At 66.9% G+C, this 24,434-nt stretch carries 24 protein-coding genes; 13 read left to right on the forward strand and 11 right to left on the reverse strand.

What is annotated here, in order from left to right; translation table 11 throughout:
- Positions 1-6: 6 nt before the first annotated feature.
- From prsK to C8J25_RS01135, 4 genes are all read left to right on the forward strand, one after another.
- Positions 7-2,046, forward strand: a complete 2,040-nt coding sequence (prsK, locus tag C8J25_RS01120; RefSeq protein ID WP_244186643.1) for an XrtA/PEP-CTERM system histidine kinase PrsK — start codon at positions 7-9, stop codon at positions 2,044-2,046.
- Positions 2,043-3,401 (forward strand): PEP-CTERM-box response regulator transcription factor, encoded by a 1,359-nt coding sequence (gene prsR / locus C8J25_RS01125; RefSeq protein ID WP_107951914.1) that lies wholly within the window; start codon positions 2,043-2,045, stop codon positions 3,399-3,401. The genes prsK and prsR overlap by 4 nt, the downstream gene beginning before the upstream one ends.
- Positions 3,402-3,471: 70 nt before the next feature.
- Positions 3,472-5,415: a tetratricopeptide repeat protein gene (locus C8J25_RS01130; protein ID WP_244186644.1), complete on the forward strand. Its 1,944-nt coding sequence runs from the start codon at positions 3,472-3,474 to the stop codon at positions 5,413-5,415.
- 62 nt (positions 5,416-5,477) lie between these two features.
- Positions 5,478-6,281 carry a DUF815 domain-containing protein gene (locus C8J25_RS01135; RefSeq protein ID WP_107951916.1) on the forward strand — a complete coding sequence of 268 codons (804 nt, stop codon included), beginning with the start codon at positions 5,478-5,480 and terminating at the stop codon, positions 6,279-6,281.
- Positions 6,282-6,324: 43 nt separating this feature from the next.
- On the opposite strand, the gene C8J25_RS01140 is transcribed toward C8J25_RS01135, so the two are convergent.
- Together C8J25_RS01140 and C8J25_RS01145 are read right to left on the reverse strand one after the other, a co-directional pair.
- On the reverse strand, positions 6,325-6,567 hold the full coding sequence (locus tag C8J25_RS01140; RefSeq protein ID WP_082452997.1) for a hypothetical protein: 243 nt from the start codon (positions 6,565-6,567) through the stop codon (positions 6,325-6,327).
- Between the two features lie 98 nt (positions 6,568-6,665).
- Positions 6,666-8,447, reverse strand: coding sequence for an ABC-F family ATP-binding cassette domain-containing protein (locus C8J25_RS01145; RefSeq protein ID WP_107951917.1), 1,782 nt, complete (start codon positions 8,445-8,447; stop codon positions 6,666-6,668).
- Positions 8,448-8,568: 121 nt separating this feature from the next.
- Between C8J25_RS01145 and C8J25_RS01150 the strand changes: the two genes are divergently transcribed.
- The 3 genes from C8J25_RS01150 to C8J25_RS01160 all read left to right on the forward strand — a co-directional run bounded on the left by C8J25_RS01150 (position 8,569) and on the right by C8J25_RS01160 (position 10,980).
- On the forward strand, positions 8,569-8,883 hold the full coding sequence (locus C8J25_RS01150) for a hypothetical protein (RefSeq protein ID WP_056061812.1): 315 nt from the start codon (positions 8,569-8,571) through the stop codon (positions 8,881-8,883).
- A 23-nt stretch (positions 8,884-8,906) separates the two neighbouring features.
- Positions 8,907-9,572 carry a response regulator transcription factor gene (locus tag C8J25_RS01155; RefSeq protein WP_056061146.1) on the forward strand — a complete coding sequence of 222 codons (666 nt, stop codon included), beginning with the start codon at positions 8,907-8,909 and terminating at the stop codon, positions 9,570-9,572.
- A gap of 97 nt (positions 9,573-9,669) precedes the next feature.
- Positions 9,670-10,980, forward strand: coding sequence for a sensor histidine kinase (locus C8J25_RS01160; protein WP_056485281.1), 1,311 nt, complete (start codon positions 9,670-9,672; stop codon positions 10,978-10,980).
- Between the two features lie 143 nt (positions 10,981-11,123).
- Here C8J25_RS01160 and C8J25_RS01165 read toward each other — a convergent pair whose 3' ends face one another.
- Positions 11,124-12,026, reverse strand: coding sequence for a prephenate dehydratase (locus C8J25_RS01165; protein ID WP_107951918.1), 903 nt, complete (start codon positions 12,024-12,026; stop codon positions 11,124-11,126).
- A 146-nt stretch (positions 12,027-12,172) separates the two neighbouring features.
- Between C8J25_RS01165 and C8J25_RS01170 the strand changes: the two genes are divergently transcribed.
- Positions 12,173-12,892 (forward strand): c-type cytochrome, encoded by a 720-nt coding sequence (locus C8J25_RS01170; protein WP_107952546.1) that lies wholly within the window; start codon positions 12,173-12,175, stop codon positions 12,890-12,892.
- A 139-nt stretch (positions 12,893-13,031) separates the two neighbouring features.
- Here C8J25_RS01170 and C8J25_RS01175 read toward each other — a convergent pair whose 3' ends face one another.
- Together C8J25_RS01175 and C8J25_RS01180 are read right to left on the reverse strand one after the other, a co-directional pair.
- Entirely contained in the window at positions 13,032-13,916 is an 885-nt protein-coding gene (locus C8J25_RS01175; RefSeq protein ID WP_056484830.1) for an LOG family protein, read from the reverse strand.
- Between the two features lie 46 nt (positions 13,917-13,962).
- Positions 13,963-14,616, reverse strand: coding sequence for an extensin family protein (locus C8J25_RS01180; RefSeq protein WP_107952548.1), 654 nt, complete (start codon positions 14,614-14,616; stop codon positions 13,963-13,965).
- A gap of 234 nt (positions 14,617-14,850) precedes the next feature.
- On the opposite strand from C8J25_RS01180, the gene C8J25_RS01185 reads away from it, so the two are divergent.
- The 5 genes from C8J25_RS01185 to C8J25_RS01205 all read left to right on the forward strand — a co-directional run bounded on the left by C8J25_RS01185 (position 14,851) and on the right by C8J25_RS01205 (position 20,605).
- Positions 14,851-16,005, forward strand: coding sequence for a phosphoserine transaminase (locus C8J25_RS01185; RefSeq protein WP_107951919.1), 1,155 nt, complete (start codon positions 14,851-14,853; stop codon positions 16,003-16,005).
- Positions 16,006-16,131: 126 nt separating this feature from the next.
- Complete coding sequence (serA, locus tag C8J25_RS01190) at positions 16,132-17,709, forward strand: phosphoglycerate dehydrogenase (RefSeq protein WP_107951920.1); 1,578 nt, start codon at positions 16,132-16,134, stop codon at positions 17,707-17,709.
- 125 nt (positions 17,710-17,834) lie between these two features.
- Positions 17,835-18,188, forward strand: coding sequence for an endonuclease domain-containing protein (locus C8J25_RS01195; RefSeq protein ID WP_244186646.1), 354 nt, complete (start codon positions 17,835-17,837; stop codon positions 18,186-18,188).
- The gene (locus C8J25_RS01200; protein ID WP_107951921.1) at positions 18,185-19,285 is read left to right on the forward strand and encodes an ATP phosphoribosyltransferase regulatory subunit; all 1,101 of its coding nucleotides are present in this window, start codon (positions 18,185-18,187) and stop codon (positions 19,283-19,285) included. The genes C8J25_RS01195 and C8J25_RS01200 overlap by 4 nt, the downstream gene beginning before the upstream one ends.
- Before the next feature lie 30 nt (positions 19,286-19,315).
- On the forward strand, positions 19,316-20,605 hold the full coding sequence (locus C8J25_RS01205; RefSeq protein WP_056061123.1) for an adenylosuccinate synthase: 1,290 nt from the start codon (positions 19,316-19,318) through the stop codon (positions 20,603-20,605).
- 57 nt (positions 20,606-20,662) lie between these two features.
- On the opposite strand, the gene C8J25_RS01210 is transcribed toward C8J25_RS01205, so the two are convergent.
- The 6 genes from C8J25_RS01210 to C8J25_RS01235 are packed head-to-tail and all read right to left on the reverse strand — an operon-like array spanning position 20,663 to position 24,425.
- Entirely contained in the window at positions 20,663-21,121 is a 459-nt protein-coding gene (locus C8J25_RS01210) for a hypothetical protein (RefSeq protein ID WP_107951922.1), read from the reverse strand.
- Between the two features lie 56 nt (positions 21,122-21,177).
- Positions 21,178-22,245, reverse strand: a complete 1,068-nt coding sequence (gene aroC / locus C8J25_RS01215) for a chorismate synthase (protein ID WP_107951923.1) — start codon at positions 22,243-22,245, stop codon at positions 21,178-21,180.
- Positions 22,242-22,496: a DUF2442 domain-containing protein gene (locus C8J25_RS01220; protein WP_208622480.1), complete on the reverse strand. Its 255-nt coding sequence runs from the start codon at positions 22,494-22,496 to the stop codon at positions 22,242-22,244. Before C8J25_RS01220 ends, aroC begins: the two co-directional genes overlap by 4 nt.
- Complete coding sequence (locus tag C8J25_RS01225) at positions 22,465-22,725, reverse strand: DUF4160 domain-containing protein (protein WP_107951924.1); 261 nt, start codon at positions 22,723-22,725, stop codon at positions 22,465-22,467. Before C8J25_RS01225 ends, C8J25_RS01220 begins: the two co-directional genes overlap by 32 nt.
- A 9-nt stretch (positions 22,726-22,734) precedes the next feature.
- Positions 22,735-23,526, reverse strand: coding sequence for an enoyl-ACP reductase FabI (fabI, locus tag C8J25_RS01230; RefSeq protein ID WP_056054995.1), 792 nt, complete (start codon positions 23,524-23,526; stop codon positions 22,735-22,737).
- 23 nt (positions 23,527-23,549) lie between these two features.
- Positions 23,550-24,425, reverse strand: coding sequence for a YihY/virulence factor BrkB family protein (locus C8J25_RS01235; protein ID WP_247599659.1), 876 nt, complete (start codon positions 24,423-24,425; stop codon positions 23,550-23,552).
- Between the last annotated feature and the right edge of the window lie 9 nt (positions 24,426-24,434).

Consider the following 24,434-nt stretch of genomic DNA (forward strand, 5'->3'; position numbering starts at 1 on the left):
CCGCGCGTGATCGCGACCCTGGTCCTGTGGAGCCATGCGCTAGCCGCGTTGCTGTTCGGCGCGGTGGCGCTTGGGCAGATACGGCGGCCGAGCGGGCATTGGCCGCATCGGGCATTGCTGGCGGCGTTGGTCGCGACGAGCCTGTGGGCGCTAGCGGTCGCGGGGATCGGCGCGCAGGACATCGCTGCGCGCGTCGCGGCGAGCGTTCGCGATGTCGCCTGGCTCGGGTTCATGCTGGCACTCGTCCGCCGCGATCGCACGGGCAACCGCGCGCTGGACGCGGTGTATCTGGTGGTGATGACGCTTGCCGCGACGGCCGCGCTGCTGGCGTTCCTGGAAATGGCCGTCGTGCATGACGAGGCGTTCGCCGCGGTCGCGTCCGCACGTGCGATGCTGGGCATGATGGAGGCGGTGAGCGCGCTCGTCCTCACGCATCATTTGTACCAGGCCGCGCCGGTATCGCGGGGCGGCGTCCGGTTGGTCATGCTGGCGCTTGCCGCGATGTGGGGCATCGACCTGCTGGTGTCTGCCTTGGCCTATGCCTGGATGGTGGCAGCGCCGATCGTGATCGTCGCGCAGGGCGTCGTGATGATCGGCGTCGCGGCGCTGCTGGTCGTCGGGGTGCATCGCAGCGGCGAGTGGACGCTCGCCTTGTCGCGACCGATCGCGGTGCGCGCCTTGTCGGCGATCGCGCTGGTTCTCTATGCCGGCATCACCGCGCTCGCGACGACCATCGGCGCAAGCCTCGCCGGGCCGTATGCGCGAGTGGCTCAGACGGCGATCGTGTTCGGCGCGACCGCGATGGTGGTGGCGCTGCTGTCGACGCCCTGGCTGCGGGCATGGGCGAAGGTTAAGGTGGCCAAGCATCTGTTTCGCCATCGCTATGACTATCGCGCCGAGTGGCAGCGCTTCACCGATACGCTAGGTCGGCCCGATCCCTGTGCCGAGTCGCTCGATTGTCGCGTCGTGAAGTCGATTGCCGACCTGACCGACTCGCCCGGTGGCTTGTTGCTGGTCCCAGATGGGGCATCGCTGGGGCCGGGCGCGACGTGGAACTGGGTTGGAGCCGCAGATGGTCCGCGCGACGAGACGCTGGCACGGTATCTCGCGCAGCATGCGCGCATCGTCGAACTGGACCGCGTCCGCGCCGGTACCGCGCCAAGCGACGATTTGGCGAGCGTTCCTGACTGGCTCCGCGACTGTCCCGAGGCGTGGGCGATCGTGCCTCTGGTGCACGGCGGCACGCTGGTTGGCGCGATCGTGCTGGCCCGCCCACCGGTCGACCGTGCGCTCGACTGGGAGGATTTCGACCTGCTTCGGGTCGCTGGCCGGCAGGCAGCGAGTTACCTTGCCGAGGATCGCGCGCATGCGGCGCTGGCGGACGCGGCTCGGTTCGACGAGTTCAACCGCCGGTTCGCGTTCATCCTGCACGACATCAAGAACCTCGTCAGCCAGTTGACGCTGGTCGCCCGCAATGCCGAGCGGCACGCGGACAACCCCGACTTCCGCGTCGACATGGTCGCCACCCTCAAGGACTCGTCCGATCGCATGAACGCGCTGCTCGCCCGCCTTTCGCAGCATGGGCCGGTCCGCGGCGAACCGCTCCAGCCGATCGACGTCGCTGCGATCGTCGAACGAGTCGCGACCGGCCGCAAGGCGCAGCACCCGATCGTCGCGCGCGGCGGTCCGGCTTGCGCGCTGGGGCACGCGGCGCGGCTCGAACAGGTGCTGGGGCAGCTCGTCCAGAACGCGGTCGAGGCTAGCGCTGCGGATGCGCCCATCCTGTTGACGGTCGAGACGATCGGCGAACAGGTCGCGATCGACGTGATCGACCATGGCTGTGGCATGACGCCAGGCTTCGTCCGTGACCAGCTGTTCAAGCCGTTCGTGTCGTCTAAGCCCGCCGGCTTCGGGATCGGCGCGTTCGAGGCGCGGCAATTGGTGCACGCGATGGGCGGCGCGCTCGCCGTTGCCAGCCGCGAGGGGGAGGGCACGCGTTTCCGCATCCTGCTGCCTGCAGTCGCGGCGCTGGAGGTGGCGGCGTGAGCGGTAACGAACGCCCCGTCCTGCTGATCGTCGAGGACGACCTCGGGCTGCAACGGCAATTGCGCTGGGCGTATGAGGGGTATGAGATCGTCGTCGCGAGCGATCGGGCGCAGGCGCTCGACGCGGTGCGCGCGCATGAACCCGCGGTCGTCACGCTCGACCTCGGCCTGCCGCCCGATCCGGACGGAGTCACCGAAGGGTTTGCGACCATGCGCGACATCCTCGCGATGAAGCCGGATACCAAGGTGATCGTCGCCTCAGGGCACGGCGCGCGCGAAAGTGCGTTGCAGGCGATCGCGGATGGCGCCTGGGACTTCTATGCCAAGCCGATCGACATCGATGCGCTCGGGATGATCGTCAGCCGTGCGTTTCATGTCCATGCGCTTGAGACCGAGAACCGCAGGCTTGCCGCGCGCATCGACGCGGGCGGGTTCGGCGGGTTGATCAGCGCTTCGCCAGAGATGGCGGTGGTCACGCGCACGCTGGAGCGGGTCGCGCCGGCCAACGTCTCGGTGATGCTGCTCGGCGCGAGCGGCACCGGCAAGGAACTGCTGGCGCGCGGGCTGCACGATGCGTCGCCGCGGTCGCGGGGGAATTTCGTCGCGATCAACTGCGCGGCGATCCCCGAGACGTTGCTCGAAAGCGAGCTGTTCGGCCACGAAAAGGGTGCGTTCACCGGCGCGGTGAAGACCACCGAGGGCAAGATCGAACAGGCCGCGGGCGGCACGCTGTTCCTCGACGAGATCGGCGACGTGCCGCTCGCGCTCCAGGTGAAGCTGTTGCGCTTCCTCCAGGAGCGCGTGATCGAACGCGTTGGTGGGCGCAAGGCGATCCCGGTCGATACGCGCATCGTCTGCGCGACCCACCAGAACGTCGACGCGATGGTCGCGGACGGGCGGTTCCGCGAAGACCTGTATTATCGGCTCGCGGAGATCGTCGTGCGGATACCGACATTGGCCGAGCGGACCGGTGACGCGGTGCTGCTCGCGCGGCACTTCGTCACGCGCTATGCTCGCACGATGAACCCCGTCGTCACCGGCCTGGCCCCCGATGCGCGCGCCGCGATCGACGGCTGGGGCTGGCCGGGCAACGTCCGCGAGCTGGAGAACCGGATCAAGCGCGCGGTCATCATGGCCGATGGCAAGCTCGTCACGGCGACCGATCTCGACCTAGACGGCAAGGGCGAGGAGGCCGCGGCGCTCAACCTGCGCGCGGCGCGCGAACTTGCCGACCGGAAGGCGATCCGCCAGGCGCTGGCGCGCGCCGACGGCAATATCTCGGGCGCATCGCGGTTGCTCGGAATCAGCCGTCCGACCTTGTACGACCTCCTGAAAAGCTATGATCTCCATGCCTGAGACCGGATCCGCGGCGACGCACACGCATCGTTATCCGTTGCTGAGCCGGGGCCGGCGTCGGCGCCTAAAAATGCGCGGCGTCGTTACCGCGAGATATACACGCCTAGTTGCGATCGGCGTCCTGTGTCTGCTGATCGTCGGTATCGCGATCGCCCTCGCGACCCGTCCGCCACGGCCAGATGCGCGCCGGTCGCTGGTCGACAGCCTGACGACGCTGGCAGCAGGGAACTACAGTGCCGCGCGGACCAACGCGCAGGCCGCGATCAAAGCTGCCCCGACGTTGGGGATCGCGCATGCGGTACTGGCGCGCGCGTATCTCGAACTGGGCGACGGGCTTGCGGCGGAGGCGGAACTGGCGCGGGCGACCGACGCGGGGTTGCCCGCGGATCGCCTGCATCAGCTTCAGGCACATGCGCGATTGCTGCAGGGCGACCCCGATGGCGCGATCGACGAGGCCGCGCAGGCGCAACCGCGATATACCGGGTACGCTGCGCGAATCCAGGCACGGGCGCTGGCGTCACAAGGCAAGCCGGTGGAGGCGCAGGCGGTGCTTCGAGCGCTGCTCGAGCAGGTGCCGAACGATGGCGCCGCGTGGACGGATCTTGGCCGCATCCGGTTGACGGCGGGCGATGTCGGTGGCGCGTCGGTTGCGGCGGCGCGCGCGGTGACGCTGGCGCGGGGCGAACCTGCGGCGCTGACGTTGCAGGGGGAGGTGATCCGCAGCCGCTACGGCCTCGTTGCCGCGCTACCGTGGTTCGAGGCAGCGTTGCAGCGCGACGCTTATTATCACCCCGCGCTGATCGAATATGCGGCGACGCTGGGCGAGGCGGGGCGGAATGCCGACATGCTGGCGGCGACGCGTCGCGCGCTGTTGGCGCGGCCGGGCAGCCCGCAGGCGCTGTACCTCCAGGCGGTATTGGCCGCGCGCGCAGGACGCATCGATCTGGCGCGCGGATTGCTGCAACGAACCGGGAACGCGGTTGCCGGCTTGCCGGGTGCGATGCTGCTGTCGGGCAGTCTCTACTATGCGCGGGGCAAATTCGAACAGGCGGCGGTCACGTGGCGACAGTTGGTCGCGATCCAGCCGCTCAACGTTACCGGGCGCCGATTGCTGGGGGCGGCGTTGTTCCGGTCGGGGGATGCGCAGGCGGCGTTGGGCGTGCTGCGGCCGATCGGGCTGCGCGCCGATGCGGACGGCTATTCGTTGACGACGATCGCACGGGCGTTCGAGGCGGCCGGGGATACGCAGACCGCCGCGCAATTCCTCGATCGTGCGGCGGGGGGGCGGACTGCGCCTGCCGCGATCTTCGCCACGGACGATTCGGTCGGTGCGCTGCTGGCCGTTGCCGATGCCGCGGCCAGCGACCCGACCTATGTACTGGGCGTGATCCGCGGCCAGATCGTGCGTGGGGACACTACCGGCGCGATCGCTCGGGCGCGTGCGCTCGTCGCGGCGGGCCCCGGTGCGCCGGCCGCGCAACTGGCACTTGGGGACGCATTGGTCGTTGCCGAGCGCTATCCCGAGGCGGCCGGCGTCTACGCGCGGGCGGCGGATCTGTCGTTCGACGAACCGACGATGCTGCGTCTGGTCGATGCGCTTGGCCGCGCTGGGCGCGCGCAGGACGCGGCGACCTCGCTGGCGCTGTATCTGTCGCAGAACCCGCAAAGCCTGACCGGATTGCGCCTGCTAGGGCATTGGCAGGTTGCGTCCGGGGATTGGGACAAGGCGATCGAGACGCTTGAGGGGGTGCGGCGTCGGGTCGGCAATCGCGATGGTGGCGTCTTGATCGACTTGGCGCTCGCCTATGCCGGCAGCGACGATGGCGCCATCGCGGTGCGCTATGGCAAGGCCGCGTACAGCCTCGCGCCGATGAACGCGGCCGCGGCGGACGCTTACGGCGTCGCCCTCGCAGCGAGCGGGAATAGTGATGGTGCGCGCCAACTGCTCGACAAGGCGGTCCGACTCGCGCCGGGCGATGCGGTAATCGCGGGCCACCGCCGCCAGCTCGACTGAACGCTGCCGGTCCTGCCGTCGGAACCCTTGCCTCCAGGGTAGCGTGTCGTCAGAAGCCGCGCATGACCGATCCGCTGGACCGCATCGCCGCCGCGCTTGAGCGCTTGTCGCCGCCTCCGCCGCCGGCTGCCGATCCGCGCGCGCATCCTGCGTATGTCTGGCGTGGTGGAGTGCTCCAGCCCGCGCGCGGGTTTGCGCCGTTGCCGCTGGATATGCTGATCGGTGTCGATCGCCAGAAGGCGTCGCTGCTGGCCAATTTGCGCCATCTCGCGGCGGGGCGTGCCGCGCAGGACGTCTTGCTGTGGGGCGCGCGGGGAACAGGTAAGTCCGCGCTCGTCAAAAGTGCGGTGGCGGACGTGCAGGGTTCGGGGGGCGACATTGCGCTGGTCGAGGTCACCGAGCTTGCCGGGCTGCCGACGCTGTTTGCGGCGTTGGCGCAGGTGAGGCGCGCGTTCGTCGTGTTCGTCGACGATCTCGGGTTCGACGTTCCGGCCGAGGCGCGTGCGCTTCGATCGATGCTGGAGGGTGGGGCGGAACCCCGGCCTGCCAATGTCCGATTGCTGGTGACCGCCAATCGCCGACATCTGGCGCCACGGGACATCGCCGAACAGGAAAGTGCGATCAACCCGCGCGATTCGGCGGACGATCATTTGGCGCTATCGGATCGCTTCGGTCTGAGCCTGGGCTTCCATGCGCTTGATCAGGACGGGTATCTGGCAATCGTTGCGGCCTATGCGGCGACACATGATCTGAAGTTCGAACCGGGCGAGGCCACCGGTTGGGCTACGCGTCGGGGCAGCCGCTCGGGCCGCGTCGCGTGGCAATATATCGTCGATCTAGCCGGTCGCGCTGGCAAGGCGTTGTAATCTCAAAACGGTGGGCCGGTGCCGAAGCACCGGCCCGGCAACATCAGTTGCTGTCCGAATCGTCGTTGTTGTCGTTGACGATGGCGATAACGCCGATCGCTGCGACGCCAGCTACGATCAGGAGGGCGAAGATGCCGCCGCCGCCTGCGAGCTCGTTCTTGCCGGACGTTGCCGAGCCAACGCGTGCGTTCGCAACCGACAGGCTGGCAGGAGCAGCCGACGCTGCAACCGAGGTGGTCATCATTGCAACGGCAAGTGCGCCGCCGGTAAGGGCCTTGAGCTTCATATACATCTCCGCATTAAACAAACAGAACTGCCGCAACGCAGCAATTGCACGGTGGTTCCCGTATTGACTGAAGATGGAAACGTCCAGCTAAATCTAGTTCAAGAAGTTCCCTCAACCATTTCTGCAAGCTCGAGCCAACGCAGCTCCGCGGCCTCCTTTTCTGCGCGGGCAGCATCCATCGCCTTGGTCAGCTTCGCGAACGTCGCATTGTCGCGCATGTAGAGGTCGGGCTTCGCTAGCTTGACCGCATCGGCTGCCATCTGCGCGTCGAGTTCCTCGATTCGCTTGGGCAGCATCTCGTAGTCGCGCTGGTCCTTGTAGGTCAGTTTCGCGCGGGGGGCGGCAGCGACAGGGGCGGTCGCCGCGATCTTCTTCGAAGCGCGCTTGCCTGTGGTCGTCGAGACGCGACGCTTTTCCCAATCCTCGTAGCCGCCCGCAACGACATCGACCGTGCCCGAGCCGTCGAGCCCGAGCGTGATCGTCACGGTGCGGTCGAGGAAGTCGCGGTCATGGCTGACGATCAGCACGGTGCCGTCGTAATCGCCGATCACTTCCTGCAACAGATCGAGCGTCTCGAGATCGAGATCGTTGGTCGGCTCGTCGAGCACCAGCAAGTTCGACGGCTTGGCGAACTCGCGCGCCAAAAGGAGTCGGGAGCGTTCGCCACCCGACAGCGATCCGATCTTCGCGTCGACCATGTTCGGATCGAACAGGAAGTCTTTCAGATAGCCGTGGATGTGTTTCCGCACGCCGAGCACGTCGATCCATTCGCCGCCGTCGACGACGACTTCGCGGACCGTCTTCTCGGGTGCCATCAGACTGCGCTGCTGGTCGATCACCACCGCGTCCAGGGTCTGGGCGAGCTTGATCGAGCCGCTGTCGGGCTGGATCTCACCGGTCAGCAGCTTCAACAGCGTCGACTTGCCCGCACCGTTGCGGCCCACGATGCCGATGCGGTCTCCTCTGGTTACACGAAGCGTCAGGTCGCCGATGATTGTACGGTCGCCGTAGACCTTGGTGACGTTCTTCGCGTCGATCACGACCTTCGACTTGGTGTCGTCGCTCGCGGTAGTGAGGTTCGCCGAGCCCTGCGGTCCGATCATCGAGGCGCGTTCGGCGCGCATCTCGTGCAGCTTGGTGAGGCGGCCCTGGTTACGCTTGCGCCGCCCGGTGACGCCGCGGAGCAGCCAATGCTCCTCCAGCTTCAGCCGCGCATCGAGCTTCTCGGCCTGGCGCTGTTCCTCGGCATAGACCTGCTCGGTCCACGCCTCGAACCCGCCGAAGCCGATCTCCGCACGACGGATCGCGCCGCGATCGAGCCACAGCGTCTGCTTGGTGAGGCGAGTCAGGAAGGTACGGTCATGGCTGATCACGACGAACGCGCCGCGGAAGCGCTTGAGCCAGTCCTCGATCCATTCGATCGCGCCGATGTCGAGATGGTTGGTCGGCTCGTCGAGCAGCAGCACGTCGGGGTCCTGCGACAGCGCGCGGACGATCGCCGCGCGGCGTCGCTCGCCGCCCGAGGCGGAGGCCGCCTCGCGCGACAGGTCGATGCCGAGCTGGTCGGCGATCGAATCCGCCTCGTAGTTCACCGGCGCATCGTCGCCCGCCATCACATAGTCGCGCAACGTCGCGAAGCCGCGCAGATCGGGCTCCTGCTCGAGGATCACGACGCGGGTGCCGGGGACGATCGTCCTGCGGCCCTCGTCCGCCTGGACGCTGCCGCCGAGCAATTTGAGCAAGGTCGTCTTGCCGGCGCCGTTGCGGCCGATCAGCGCGAGCCGGTTGCGCGGTCCGATATGGATGTCGAGATTGCGAAAGAGCCATCCCGAGCCCTGGACGAGCCCGAGGCCTTCGAATGCTAAGATTGGTGCTGCCATGTTCGCGCCACGTAGGGGGGCGAAGTGATGCAGGCAAGTTACACCGCACGGGCTTCGTGCTGTCGGCGGCCTGTCGCGATCATTCACAGGCTGTTCAATGCGGAAGGGCTATGCCACCGCCATGAAGATGCTGCTTTTCCTTGCAACCCTGGCCGCTGCGCCGTTCCTGATGGGTGCCGCACCCATGCTGGCGGGCGAGCCTCCGCAGCGCCGCAGCGACCAGATGTCGGCGTTGCAGGCGCGCAAGACCGGAGCGCCGTCTTTGCGCGAGATCGAGTCGCGTGTGATCCCGACGATGCGGGGTGCGCAGTATCTCGGCTCGGACTATGATTCGGGCAGCGCCATTTACACGCTGAAATTCCTGCGCGATGGAACCGTCATCTGGGTCGACGTCGATGGCCGTAACGGCCAGATCGTCGGCCGCACGGGTCGCTGAACACTGTAATCGAGAGGATTGTCATGCGCGTTCTGATCGTCGAGGACGAGCCGAATCTCGGCCAGCAATTGAAGAATACCCTGGAAGGGGCCGGCTATGCGATCGATCTCGCGGTCGATGGCGAGGAAGGGCATTTTCTCGGCTCGACCGAGAATTACGACGCGGTCGTGCTCGATCTCGGGCTGCCGGAAATCGACGGTCTGACCGTGCTGGATCGCTGGCGCAAGGAGGGGAAGACGATGCCCGTGCTGGTGCTGACCGCGCGCGACAGCTGGTCGGACAAGGTCGCGGGCCTCGATGCGGGCGCGGACGATTACGTCGCCAAGCCGTTTCAGAGCGAGGAGCTGATCGCGCGTCTTCGTGCGCTGATCCGACGTGCGTCGGGCAATGCTTCATCCGAGCTGACCGCGGGCGACATCCGCCTCGACACGCGCAGCGGCAAGGTGACGCGCGCGGGCGAACCGGTGAAGCTGACCGCGCAGGAATATAAGCTGCTCAGCTATCTGCTGCATCACAAGGGCAAGGTCGTCAGCCGTACCGAGCTGATCGAGCATATCTACGACCAGGATTTCGATCGCGATTCGAACACGATCGAGGTGTTCGTGACGCGAATCCGCAAGAAGCTCGGCCAGGACGTGATCACCACGATCCGTGGGCTTGGCTACAGCCTCGAAGATCCGGACGCCTGATCGGCTGACGATGGACAGCGCGCCGGTCACAGACACGCCGATAGCGGACGGGCCGATCCGCGTGCCCGCCGCAGTCAAGGGATCGCTGTCGCGGCGGATGATCCTGATCGCGGCGGTGTGGATCGGCGTGCTGCTCAGCGGCGGCGGGTTCGCGCTCGACCGGGTGCTGTCGGCGGCGGTGACGCGCAATTTCGACGACCAGCTGGAATATGTGCTGCGGTCGCTGCTCAATTCGTCCGAGATCGGCCCCGACGGCGAGGTGATCTTCTCGCGCGAGGCTGCGGCCGACCAGCGGTTCGTCGAGCCGTATTCGGGGCTGTACTGGCAGGTGTCGGGCAAGGGTCGCGAGGATTTCCCGTCGCGTTCGCTATGGGACCGGCGACTCGCGTTCGGCGGGACGCATGACGACCGCAACGCGCATTTCTACGACAGCACGCAGTTTCCGGACGAGAAGCTTCGCGTCGTCGAGCGGGACGCGGTGATCCCCGGGTCGAAGGTGCATTGGCGCTTCCAGGTGGCGCAGAGCCGGGACGGGCTCGATGCGCAGATCACGACGTTGCGGCGGACGCTCGTGCGCAGCTTCGCGCTGCTCGCGCTCGGGCTGATCGTGATGGCGGCGCTGCAGACGTTCTACGGGCTGTGGCCGCTGCGGCGGGTGCGCGAGGAGATCGCGCGGATGCGGGCGGGTCAGTCGAACCGCGTGTCGAGCGCGATGCCGGTCGAGGTCGCGCCGATGGTCGAGGAACTGAACGCGCTGATCGAGCATAACGAGCGGCAGGCGGAGGAGGCGCGGCGGCATGCCGGCAACCTCGCGCATGCGCTGAAGACGCCGCTGACGGTGATCATGAACGCGGCGACGGCGCAGTCGGACGACCTCGCCGACACGGTCATCCGCGAGGCGCGGACGATGCGGCGGCAGGTCGATCATCACCTTGCGCGGGCGCGGGCGGTCGGGCGGCGTGGGTCTGCGCATAGTCGTGCGGATGTTTGGCCGAGCCTGGAGTCGGTGGAGCGTGCGGTCGGTCGGCTGTACCGGCACGTTCGGATCGACGTGACCGGGCCTCGCGGGTTGCAGGTGCATGTCGAGCGGCAGGATCTCGACGAGATGCTCGGTAATCTGATCGAGAACGCGGCGAAATATGGTGGCGGCAGCGTGTTCGTGACGGTCGGCGCGCAGTCTGGCTTCGTCGAGTTCCTGGTCGAGGACGACGGCGTCGGCATCCCGGAGGAGGAGCGGGTGCGTATCTTCGATCGCGGCGTGCGGCTGGATACGGGCAAGCCGGGGACGGGGCTCGGGCTGGCGATCGTGCGCGACGTGGCGGAGATTTATGAGGGGACGGTTGCGCTTGAGGAGAGCGAGGACCTTGGTGGGTTGCTGGTCCGGTTGCGGTTGCCGGCAGCGAACTGACGTCGTTTCGATCCTCCCCCGCAAGGGGGAGGTGGCGCGAAGCGACGGAGGGGGAGGACACGGAACGCACGTTGTCCTCTGCCTCCCCCTCCGTCTGGCAAGGGCCAGCCACCTCCCCCTAGCGGGGGAGGATCAGTGTCACATCACCCCCGCGATCGCGCCTGGCGATACGTGCCCAGCACGCGCAGCCATTTCGAATGGAACCCCAGTTCCTCCAGCGCATGGTCGAGGTTCGCGTCGCCGGGCTTCCCTACCACGTCCGCATAGAATTCCGTCGCGGAGAAGCTGCCGTTGCGCTGGTAGCTTTCCAGCTTGGTGATGTTCACCCCGTTGGTCGCGAACCCGCCGACTGCCTTGTACAGCGCGGCGGGGACGTTCTTCACCTCGAAGATCAGCGTCGTCATCCATGCGCCGCCGACCGGCTCCTGCGCCGCGGGAGGTTTGCCGCCGCGCGCCAGCACCACGAACCGCGTCGTGTTGTGGTCGGCATCGGCGATGTCGGTCGCGAGCAGATCGAGGCCGTACAGCCCCGCAGCGGCGGGCGGCGCAAGCGCGGCGATTGTCGGGTCGCCCAACTCCGCCACCACCGCCGCTGCGCCAGCCGTATCGGGATAGCTCACCGGCTCGATCCCGTGCGCCTTCAGCCAGTGCCGGCATTGGCCGAGTGCCTGCGGATGGCTCATCGCCTTGCGGATGCTGTCGCGCGGGCCGCAGGCCATCAGCGCGTGGCGGATCGGCAGGAAATGCTCGCCGGTGATGACGAGGCCCGATTCGGGGAGAAGGAAATGGATGTCGGCGACGCGGCCGTGCAGTGAATTCTCGATCGGAATGATCGCGCAATCGGCGCGGCCGTCCTTCACCGCGTCGATCGCGTCGGAGAAATCGAAGCAGGGCAGGGGCAGGCCGTCGGGGAACGCCTCGACCGCGGCGACATGGCTGTTCGCGCCCGGCGCACCCTGGAACGCGACCGCCCGCGCGGGCTCGGCGGCGGCGGCGTCGGTCATCCGCGCGACGATCGGGCGGGCGGGTGCGGCGAAGTTTTCCATGCGCCGAGCGCCTAAAGCGCGCTGCCTGCCTGTTCAAGCGGCGTAAAGCGCCGCCGTCCGCCATACACCCGCCCTTCAAGCGCGGCTTGCGGTGCGCGCCCGCGTTTTCTATGGCTATCCCAAACAGAACAGGGCGGATGCACAAGATGGACAATCGGACCAATACGATCGCCGGCTGGGTGCTCGCAGGCTGTGGTGCGGCGCTCGGGTTGTCGATCGTCGGCGGGATGATGTTCCACGGCGAGCGCCCCGAGAAGATGGGCTATGCGATCGAGGGCGTCGTCGCCGAGGGCGGCGAGGGTGCCGCCGCCGAAGTGCCGATCGCCTCGCTGCTACCGACCGCCGACGCCGCGAAGGGCGCCGAAGTGTTCAAGAAATGCGCCGCCTGCCACACCATCAACCAGGGCGGCGCGAACGGCGTCGGCCCGAACCTGTACGGCACGGTCGGCGAGGAAATCGCCAAGGGCAAGAACGGCTTCGCCTTCTCGTCGGCGCTGGCCGGTATCGGCGGCAAGTGGGACTTCGACAAGCTGAACGCGTGGCTGACCTCGCCGCGCAAGTTCGCGCCGGGGACGAAGATGACGTTCGCCGGGCTCGGTAATGCGCAGGACCGGGCGAACGTGATCCTGTATCTGAACCAGCAGGGCTCGAACCTGCCGTTGCCGGCGGCACCTGCGGCTGGCGCTGCTCCGGCGGCTGGCAAGGATGCTGCGGCGAAGGATCAGCCGGCGGCGGCGAATGCGGCGGAAGCGGCTGCGACAGAAGGTGCGCCGACTGCGGACATCGCAAATACCGGAACGCCCGCGTCGGGTGCGCCGTCGGTGGATCCTGAGGCTGCTCGCAAGGGCGCTCGCTCGGAGAAGTAATCACTTCTCCCTCTCCCCTGCGGGGAGAGGGTTGGGGTGAGGGGCTGCCAAGCAGTGCGGCGCCTGGAACAGCCCCTCACCCCAGCCCTCTCCCCGGAAGGGGGAGAGGGAGAAGAAGAGTACTTCCCCCCGGGGAGGTTCACCCCTCGGCGGCTTCCTTCTCCGCACGCTCGCGGTAGAACGACTGCACCGCGTCCCAGGCCTCGTCCGCGGTCTCGACGTAGCGGAAGATCCCCAGGTCCTTCTCGCTGACGACGCCTTCCTCGACCAGCGCGTCGAAGTTCACGACCCGCTCCCAGAACTGGCGCCCGAACAGCAGCACGGGGATCGGCTGGATCTTGCCCGTCTGGATCAGCGTCAGCAGCTCGAACAGTTCGTCGAACGTCCCGAACCCGCCCGGAAACGCCGCGAGCGCGCGGGCGTGGAGCAGGAAGTGCATCTTTCGCAGCGCGAAATAGTGGAACTGCACCGACAGCGACGGCGTGACGTACGGGTTCGGCGCCTGCTCGTGCGGCAGGACGATGTTCAGCCCGATCGACTCGGCGCCGACGTCGTCCGCCCCGCGGTTCGCAGCTTCCATGATCGACGGACCGCCGCCCGAACACACCACGAACTGCCGCCAGCCCCGCTCGTCGCGCGGCAGCACGCTGACCTTCGCCGCCAGCTCACGCGCGACGTCGTAATATTTCGATTTCTCGACCAGCCGCTCGGCGATCTTCTTCGACTTCTCGTCGGTGGCGAGCTTGAGCAGAGCCTGCGCCTTCGACGGCTCGGGAATGCGTGCGGAGCCGTAGAACACGAAGGTCGATCCGATCTTCGCCTCGTCGAGGACGAGTTCGGTCTTCAGCAGTTCGAGCTGGAACCGCACCGGCCGCAGGTCTTCGCGCAACAGGAAATCCATGTCCTGGAAGGCGAGCCGGTAATGCGGGTGCTGCGTCTGGGGTGTGGAAACGGAGTCGCGAGCGGACTCGGCATCCTGGCTGGCGTTCGGAAAAACGCGCGATGGTACTCGTGTATCGGTCATTCAGGCGCGATTAGAGGAAACGCGAGGGGAGGGCTAGAGCGGTGCGCTAGCGGCAGAAATTGGCGCGGTCGTCTTCGAGATGGAGGTGGTTGCGGTGCGCGGCGTTGTAGTCCGGGCTGAGGACCGTGCCGAACCGCTTGCACGCCGACGCGCGGATCGTCTGGAGGAATTGGCGGACCTGCGGGTCGGACGAGTTCCAGTCGTTGAGCACCGTGATTCGCCGCCCATCCTTCAGCACGAACCCGCCGACGTCGATCGCGTTGGCGATCGCGTGGCCCGAGCGGCGGCTGGTGTTGCGCGCGGAGCCGACGACGTTGCGGCAGGCGTAACTCCCCATGCTGTCGATCCGCGCGAGTTCGCTGCCGAGCATCTGGTACGCGGCGGGCGCGACCGCGTTGCGCGTCCAGCCGATGAACGCGCGCGCCGCGCCGCAGCGGACTGCGGTGAGGTTGGCGACGGGGACGCCGATATCGACGAGCTTCACGGTGCCGGCGAGGCCGCAACCGGGCCCGGTCTCGCGGTCGGGGAGGACCTGGAACGAGACGTGCAGCTCACGCAGGTCGGCAAGGCACTGCGCGGTTTCGCGGTTGCTTGGGACGGAGAGGTTTGGGCGGGTCTTGGTCGGCGCCGTGGGGCGATCGGCGCGTCCACAGGCGGCAAGCGTGAGGGCTAGGAAAACGACTCCCAACCACTTCGTCATGCCGGGCTTGTTCCGGCATCCGTCTATCGTCTTGTCCCCCATGCCGACGGCCGTGCGGCACGGTGGGCCCCGGAACAAGCCCGGGGTGACGGAGCGAGTTTGGCGCACGGTGGGGCGAGTCCCGCCGCCGCGTGCTTGCAATGGAACGCGGTTGACACCCCTGCGAACGCCGCTAGGGCCGGCGACGGGCCACGCGGTCCCAACGCCGCGCGTGCTCTCTGTGAGGAGAGATACATGACTGATACGACCTACGCACCCGCTACAAATGCGCCTGCACTGCCCGCTACGAAGCCGGCGCGTCCCTTTTTCAGCTCCGGTCCCTGCGCGAAACCTCCGGGTTGGTCCGCGGACAAGCTCGCCACCGATTCGCTCGGTCGCTCGCATCGCTCGAAGATCGGCAAGACTCGCCTCCAGTACAGCATCGACCTGATGCGCGAGCTGCTCAAGCTCCCGAACACGCACCGCATCGGCATCGTCCCCGGATCTGACACCGGCGCGTACGAGATGGCGATGTGGACGATGCTGGGCGCCAAGCCGGTCACCGCGCTGGCGTGGGAAAGCTTCGGCGAGGGCTGGGTCACCGATGCCGTGAAGCAGCTCAAGATCGATCCCACGGTGGTGCGCGCCGATTACGGCCAGCTGCCCGATCTGGGCGCAGTCGACTGGTCGAACGACGTGCTGTTCACCTGGAACGGCACCACCAGCGGCGTGCGCGTGCCGAACGCGGACTGGATTCCGGACGATCGCGAGGGTCTCTCGTTCGCCGATGCGACCTCCGGAGTGTTCGCCTACGACATCGACTGGACGAAGATCGATGTGGCGACCTTCTCGTGGCAGAAGGTGCTCGGCGGCGAGGGCGCGCACGGCGTGCTGATCCTCGGGCCGCGCGCGGTCGAGCGGCTGGAGAGCTACACGCCGGCATGGCCTTTGCCGAAGGTGTTCCGCCTCGTCTCGAAGGGCAAGCTCACCGAGGGCGTGTTCAAGGGCGAGACGATCAACACGCCGTCGATGCTGGCCGTCGAAGACGCGATCTTCAGCCTCGAATGGGCAAAGTCGCTTGGCGAAGACGGGCTGATCAAGCGGTCGGATGCGAATGCGGCGGCTTTGGACAAGATCGTCGCGGAGCGCGATTGGCTCGGCCATCTGGCGGTCGATCCGGCAACGCGGTCGAAGACCAGCGTGTGCCTCACGGTCGAGGGTGCAGACGAAGCGCTGATCAAGGCGATGGCCTCGGCGCTCGAAAAGGCTGGCGCGGCCTATGACGTGGCGGGTTACCGCGACGCGCCGCCGGGCTTGCGGATCTGGTGCGGCGCGACCGTCGAAACCGCCGATATCGAAGCGCTGGGCCCCTGGCTCGACTGGGCCTACGCGACCGCCAAGGCGGCTTAATATTCTCGCTCCCTCTCCCCTCAGGGGAGAGGGCTGGGGTGAGGGGCTGCCACGCACGCCACCTCCCCGTACCACCCCTCACCCCGACCCTCTCCCCGGAGGGGAGAGGGAGAAGAAGGAATTCCCATGCCAAAAGTCCTTATCTCCGACAAAATGGATCCCCGCGCCGCCCAGATCTTCCGCGAGCGCGGGGTCGAGGTCGACGAGATCACCGGCAAGACGCCTGCCGAATTGATCGCGATCATCGGCGAATATGACGGGCTCGCGATCCGCAGCTCGACCAAGGTGACCAAGGAAATCCTCGAGCACGCGACCAACCTGAAGGTCGTCGGCCGCGCGGGCATCGGCGTCGACAATGTCGACATCCCCGCCGCGTCGGCGAAGGGCGTGGTCGTGATGAACACGCCGTTCGGCAACTCGATCACCACCGCCGAGCACGCGATCGCGCTGATGTTCGCGCTCGCCCGGCAACTCCCGGAAGCTGACGCTTCGACGCAGGCCGGCAAGTGGGAGAAGAATCGCTTCATGGGCGTCGAGCTGACGTCGAAGACGCTCGGCCTGATCGGTGCGGGCAATATCGGCTCGATCGTCGCCGACCGTGCGCGTGGCCTCAAGATGAGGGTCGTCGCGTTCGATCCGTTCCTGACGCCCGAGCGCGCGATCGAGATCGGCGTCGAGAAGGTCACGCTCGACGAGCTGCTCGCGCGCGCCGACTTCATCACGTTGCACACGCCGCTGACCGACCAGACGCGCAACATCCTCTCGGCCGAGGCGCTCGCCAAGACCAAGAAGGGCGTGCGGATCATCAACTGCGCGCGCGGTGGCCTGATCGACGAGGTCGCGCTAAAGGCGGCGCTCGATTCGGGGCAGGTCGGCGGCGCCGCACTCGACGTGTTCGTCGAGGAGCCCGCCAAGGCATCGCCGCTGTTCAACACGCCGAACTTCGTCAGCACGCCGCATCTCGGCGCGTCGACGACCGAGGCGCAGGTCAACGTCGCGATCCAGGTCGCCGAGCAGATGGCCGATTTCCTGATGTCGGGCGGCGTTACCAACGCGCTGAACATGCCGTCGCTGTCGGCCGAGGAAGCGCCGAAGTTGAAGCCGTACATGGCGCTGGCGGAGAAGCTGGGGTCGCTAGTCGGGCAGCTGACGACGGGCGCGGTGTCGCGGATTTCGGTGCATACCGAGGGCGCGGCGGCGGATCTGAACGCCAAGCCGATCGTGAGCGCGGTGCTGGCGGGGTATCTTCAGACGCAAACCGCGACCGTCAACATGGTCAACGCACCGGTGCTCGCACGCGAGCGTGGTCTCGAGGTTCGCGAAGTGCGTACTGAGCGCGAGGCGGATTACCACACGCTGCTGCGCGTTTCGGTGAAGACCGAGGATGGCGAGCGGTCTGTTGCGGGGACGCTGTTCGGTGATTCGGCGCCGCGCTTGGTCGAGCTGCTCGGGATCAAGATCGAGGCCGATCTGGCGGGGCCTATGTTGTACGTCGTCAACGAGGATGCGCCGGGGTTCATCGGCCGTCTTGGGACTGCGCTTGGCGAGGCGGGGGTGAATATCGGGACGTTCCATCTCGGGCGCCGGTCTGCGGGTGGCGAGGCGGTGCTGCTCCTGTCGGTCGATGAAGCCGTGACCCCAGACCTGCTGACCAAGGTTCGCGCGCTGCCAGGCGTGAAGACCGCAATGGGCCTTAACTTCTAACCCTGCTAGGCTTCTTGCTTAAGCCCTCTCCCCTCCGGGGAGAGGGTTGGGTGAGGGGCAGTTGGGAGGGGCATCGCTCGCGGCGCCCCTCACCCCGGCCCTCTCCCCGGAGGGGAGAGGGAGCAGTGAAGGTCGACGACCTACTCTTGGATCGCGCCAAGCGGATGCGGCGGGAGCCCACCCCGGCAGAGGCGAAACTCTGGCGCCATCTCCGTAACCGGCAGATCGCCAACACCAAATTCACCCGCCAGTTCGTCATCGGTCCCTACATCGCCGACTACTGCGCACGCGACGCGAAACTCGTCATCGAGGTTGACGGCGATACGCATAGTGACCAAGCGCGCGACGCAAGCCGAACGGATTGGCTCCAAAGACAGGGATATCGCGTGATACGGTTCAGCAACGCCGAGATCATGTCCGGGATGGACGGGGTCTGGCAGGTTATTTCGGCAGCCCTCACGGCGGAGTCTGCGAAGTGACCGCACTCCTCCCCGAAGGTTTCCGAGATCGCCTCCCCCCGTTCGCCGACTCGGCCGCGGCACTGGAAGCGCGCGTGCTCGAAGCGGCGCGTCTCCACGGTTACGAGCGCGTCGATCCGCCGCTCGCCGAATTCGCCGATGGGCTTGAGATGCGACTGAAAGCTGGCGGGTTGCACGACGCAGTGCGCTTCGTCGATCCGGTGTCGCAGCGCACGCTCGCGATCCGGCCTGACATTACAGCACAGGTCGCGCGGATTGCGGCCACGCGGATGGGCCATCACCCGCGCCCAGTTCGCCTGAGCTATGCCGGCTCCGTGCTGAAACTGCGTGCGTCGCAGCTCGCGCCTGCCCGCGAAACGCGCCAGATCGGCTGCGAACTCATCGGGCTCGACTCAGTCGCCGCCGCGCAGGAACTCGTCGCAGTGGCAGTCGACATGATCGCGGCCGCCGACGTTACCGGTGCGTCGATCGACTTCACGCTGCCCGACCTCGTGCCGACGCTCGCCGCCGGCCCGCTCCCCGTCGCACCTGAGCAGATCGCGACCCTGCGTGACCGCCTCGATGCGAAGGATGCCGGCGCCGTCGCCGCGCTCGCCCCCGACTATCTTCCGCTGATCGAGGCCGCCGGGCCGTTCGACCAAGCGATGGACCGCCTCCGTGCGTTCGACACGACCGGTGCGCTGGCTTCGCGTCTCGACGGTCTCGCGCGCATTGTTGAAGCGATTGACGGCCGCGTTGCGCTGACGCTCGACCCGACCGAGCGGCACGGCTTCGAATACCAGACCTGGCTCGGCTTCTCGCTCTTCGCCGACGGTAGCGCACGCGAAGTCGGCCGCGGTGGCACCTACACCATCGTCCACGAGAACGGCGCCGAGGAAGCTGCCACCGGCTTCTCGCTGTTCGCCAACGCCTTGGTCGAGCGTGTCGCCACCGTCGACCGCCGCCGCCTCTTCCTCCCGTTCGGTACCCCTGCCAGCGAAGGTGCAGCAATGCGCGCGCAGGGCTGGGTCACGGTCGCCGCACTGGACGCTGGCGACACCCCCGAAGCACAAGTCTGCACGCATCTATGGGTGGCGGGCGAGCCCCGCGCGCTGTAGGCGCTGCGCGTAATCCTCAGGAGATAGAGTTTGGCCAACGTAGCAGTCATCGGCGCGCAATGGGGCGACGAAGGCAAGGGCAAGATCGTCGACTGGCTCGCCGAGCGTGCCGACATGGTCGTGCGGTTCCAGGGTGGCCACAATGCCGGCCACACGCTGGTCGTCGGCGACAACGTGTACAAGTTGTCGCTGCTGCCGTCGGGCATCGTGCGCGGCACGCCGTCGTTCATCGGCAACGGCGTGGTGCTCGATCCGTGGGCGCTGAAGGACGAGATCGCACGGCTCGGCGCACAGGGCGTCGTCGCGACCCCGGAGACGCTGCGGATCGCCGACACCTGCGCGCTGATCCTGCCGTTCCACCGCGACCTCGACGGTCTGCGCGAGGACGCCAGCGGCGCCGGGAAGATCGGCACGACCCGCCGCGGGATCGGACCTGCGTATGAGGACAAGGTCGGTCGCCGTGCGATCCGCGTGTGCGATCTTGCGCATCTCGACGATCTCGGGCCACAGCTTGATCGCCTCACCGCGCATCATGACGCACTGCGCGCGGGTTTCGGCGAGCCGCCGATCGATCGCGCGCGCCTGATCGCGGAACTGCGCGAGATCGCTGGCTTCGTCCTGCCGTTCGCAAAGCCCGTGTGGCGCGATCTCAACGCCGCCCGCTCGGCCGGTAAGCGTATCCTGTTCGAGGGCGCGCAGGGCGTGTTGCTCGACGTCGATCACGGCACGTATCCGTTCGTCACTTCTTCCAACACCATCGCAGGCGCAGCGGCTGGTGGTTCGGGTCTTGGGCCGTCCGCGGTCGGCTTCGTGCTCGGCATCGCCAAGGCATACACGACGCGCGTTGGTTCGGGGCCTTTCCCGACCGAGCTCGAGAACGAGACCGGCGAGCGCCTGGGCGTCCGTGGTCATGAGTTCGGCACCGTCACGGGGCGTAAGCGCCGCTGCGGCTGGTTCGACGCGGTGCTGGTGCGCCAGGCGGCAGCGGTCGGTGGTATCACCGGGATCGCGCTGACCAAGATCGACGTGCTCGATGGGTTCGAAACCGTGTCGATCTGCACCGGCTACAAGCTGCGCGGCGAGACGCTCGATTATTTCCCGGCGCATGCGGCGGACCAAGCGCTGGTCGAGCCGATCTATGAGACGATGGAAGGCTGGCAGGAGACGACTGCGGGTGCGCGCAGCTGGGCCGACCTGCCCGCGCAGGCGATCAAGTATATCCGCCGGATCGAGGAGTTGATCCGCTGCCCGGTGACGTTGGTGTCGACCAGCCCGCAGCGTGCCGACACGATCCTCGTCCGCGATCCATTCTCGGACTGATACGAAAAAGCCGCGCGATCGCTCGCCCGGCTTTTCAGTTACTCTAAGACGGCGGGATCAGCGCGGGGTGGTCGTGCCGCCCGTGGTCGAACCCATCGTACCGGTGGTCGTGCCACCCATCGTGCCGGTGGTGCCGCCCATGGTACCCGTAGTGCCGGTCGTACCGCCCATCGTGTCGGCGCCCATCGTGCTGCCGGTCGTGCCGGACATCGTGCTGCCCGTCGTGCCGGTGCCGCTCATGGTGCCCGACGTCGTGCCCCGCGTACGGCTGCGAGCCTTGGTGCCACGCTGCGTGCGGGTCGTCGTGGTCGAACGGGTGCTGGTCGAGGGGTTGGCCTGATCCATCGTGCCGGTCGACATGCCGCCGGTCGTGCTGCCCGCAGTCGAGCCGCCCATGGTGCCGCCGCTCATTGTGCCACCCGTGGTGCCGCCCATCGAGCCGCCGGTGCCCGTCTGTGCCAGTGCCACGCCCGGAACGATCAACGCTGCCGCTGCGATCGAAGTCAGAATACGCATTTCGCTCTCCTATGTTATTGAAGAGCAAGCGCTTAAGCCCTGCTTATGTTCCGATGTCAGCCGCACTGGCCTCGATGCAGCAATGCCTGGTCGGCCAGGACGAGCGCCACCATCGCCTCGACTACGGGCACGCCGCGGATGCCGACGCACGGGTCGTGACGCCCCTTGGTGGCGATCGTCGCGGCCTCGCCGGTCGGGCTGATCGTCTCGACCGGGGTGAGGATCGAGCTGGTCGGTTTGAACGCGACGCGAAGCCGGATTGGCTGGCCGGTCGCGATCCCGCCGGCGATCCCGCCAGCATGGTTGGCGAGGAATTCCGGGCCATCGACGCCCGGCCGCATCGGGTCGGCGTTGGCTTCACCCGACAGTGCGGCGGCGGCAAACCCGTCGCCAATCTCGATACCCTTGACCGCATTGATGCTCATGCAGGCGGAGGCGAGTTCGGAATCGAGCTTGGCATAAAGCGGCGCGCCCCAGCCTGCTGGCACGCCGGTCGCTTCGCAGGCGATCACCGCACCTAGCGACGAGCCTGATTTACGTGCCGCGTCGACGAGCGCTTCCCAACGGAGCGCTGCCTCGGCGTCGGGGCAGAAGAACGGGTTCTGGTCGATCTGCGCATCGTCGAAATTTGCCGGATCGATCGCGTCGCCGCCGATCGCCTCGACCCATGCGCGGACGCGGACCTGCGGCACGACGAGCCGCGCGACCGCCCCGGCGGCGACGCGTGCCGCAGTTTCGCGCGCGGAAGAGCGCCCACCACCCCGGAAATCGCGAAACCCGTATTTCGCGTCATAGGCATAGTCGGCATGGCCGGGGCGATAGGCCTTGGCGACGTCCGAATAATCCTTCGAGCGCTGGTCGACATTCTCGATCATTAGGCTGATCGGCGTGCCGGTAGTGCGCCCGTCGAACACGCCCGAGAGAATGCGCACCGTATCCGGCTCGCGCCGCTGCGTGGTGAAGCGCGACGTGCCGGGGCGACGCTTGTCGAGCCAAGGCTGGATGTCGGCTTCGGTCAGCGGAATGCCGGGAGGGCACCCGTCGACGATCGCCCCCAGCGCAGGGCCATGAGATTCGCCCCAGGTAGTGAAGCGGAACAGCCGTCCAAACGTATTGAAGCTCATGCGGCGTTGCGGTTCGTGCGTGTCATGTCGCCGCGGCCGGCGATCAGGCCCTGGACCGAGATGTCCTCGTCGAGCTCGTCCCAGTGCAAACCGCTCGGACTGATCCAGACCTTGCCGCGATCGGCGGGCGAGCCGTGCAGCAATCGCGGATACCAGGCGAGCGGAACACCCAGTGTGCGGCCATCGTCGAGCCGGACCCACATCTGGTCCTCATCGAATTCAACGCTCGTCGGGCGTACCGAAATGCTCATGCCATGCGCTCACGATCTCTGGCCTGCGAAGGCTTATCTGCTCGGTGAGCCATCGCAGGGTGCGTGCATCCAGTCCACGGTTATCGGCCATCGCCACTTCGGGATAAAGCCAAAACTTCGCATCGCCCTCGCCGCGCTTTGCGACGTGGACGTGCATCGGCTCGCGCGGATCGCCTTCGCTGGAGTAGAAATGGAAGCGAAATCCGCGATCGGAGAAGATCACAGGCATCGCTGAACTCTATACCAAAGCGATATCGGGGGCGTCTTCGGCCTTCATGCCGATCACGTTGTAGCCGGCGTCGACGTGGTGCGTCTCGCCCGTCACACCCGAAGCCAGGTCGCTCAGCAGGTACAGCCCCGCGCCGCCGACGTCGTCGATCGTCACGTTGCGCTTCAGCGGCGAGTTCAGCTCGTTCCACTTCAGGATCAGCCGGAAATCGCCAATTCCGCTCGCTGCCAGCGTCTTGATCGGGCCCGCCGAGATCGCATTCACGCGGATATTGTCGCGACCAAGATCGACCGCGAGATACTGCACGCTCGTCTCCAGCGCGGCCTTCGCCACGCCCATCACGTTGTAATGCGGGATGACCTTCTCCGCGCCGTAATAGCTGAGCGTCAGCATCGCGCCGCCCTCGGTCATCATCTTGGCGGCGCGCTGCGCGACTGCGACGAACGAATACACCGAGATGTTCATCGTCATCAGGAAATTGTCGAGGCTGGTGTCGACGAACCGCCCGCGCAGCTCGTTCTTGTCCGAAAAGCCGATCGCGTGGACGACGAAGTCGATCGTCGGCCATTCCTCGGCGAGCTTGTCGAAGGTCGCATCGAGCGCACCCATGTCCGACACGTCGCAATCGAACAGCCGCGCCACGCCCAATTGCTCAGCGAGCGGGCGGACGCGCTTCTCCATCGTCTCGCCCTGGTAGCTGAACGCGAGCTCCGCACCCGCTTCGGACAGCTTTTTGGCAATCCCCCAGGCCAGCGACTTGTCGTTCGCCAAGCCCATGATCAGCCCACGCTTGCCCGCCATCAAACCGTTCACGCCGTCCCCGCCTATACCTGCATATCCGTAGCAGGCTGCTCTAGCGTGGTTTCAGGTGGTTCCGCCAGTGCCGCGTTGAGATGGGCACCGAATACCAGCCCGAGCCCGATGACGTAGAAAAACAACAGCATGATGACAACGCCCGCCAGACTGCCATAGGTCAGGTCGTAACCACCAAGCCGCGACAGGATCACCGGCAGCAACGCCGTCGCGCTGACCCACCATGCGGTGGTGAACAGCGCACCCGGCCATTTGCGGCATTTCGAATAGCGATAGCGCGACGGCGTCACCGAATAGAACAGCAGGTACAGCGCGCCGAACATGAGCAGGCCGGGGATAAGACGGGAGAGACCAACCCAGCCGGCGGCGTCCTGCGCGAAGGGGAGGAGGCGATAGATGAACTGCTCGGCTGCGGTGAGGATGCCCTGCACCAGGAACGACAGCAGCGCGATTACCACCGACAGAATGATCACAGCTGACGAGCCGAGCCGCGATTTCCAGAACGGTGCGGTCGCCTTGATCCCGTAGGCGCGGTGGAAGATGTCGCGGATCGTCTCGACGAAGCTGCCGACCGTCCACAGACCTACGAGCGCACCAAGCCACAACAGCGACCCGGTCCGCGCGGCGAGCACATCAGCGATCGGCTTGCGCAACAGGTCGCCGACGTTCGGTGGCAGGACGTTGAGGAACGACTCGACCGCGCGCACCGTCTCGACGCTTTGGCCGAAGATCGACAGGATCGCGGCGGCGACGATGAAGAACGGGAATACCGTCATCAAGGCAAGATAGGCGAGGTTCCCCGCGTGGATGAAGCCGTCGTTGAACACGCCGACGGCCGCCCGCTTGACGATTTCGAACGCGTAGCTGCCTGGCCTGACCTTCGCCATGCCACGAGT

Source organism: Sphingomonas faeni, assembly GCF_003053745.1.
Classification (GTDB): Bacteria; Pseudomonadota; Alphaproteobacteria; order Sphingomonadales; family Sphingomonadaceae; genus Sphingomonas; species Sphingomonas faeni.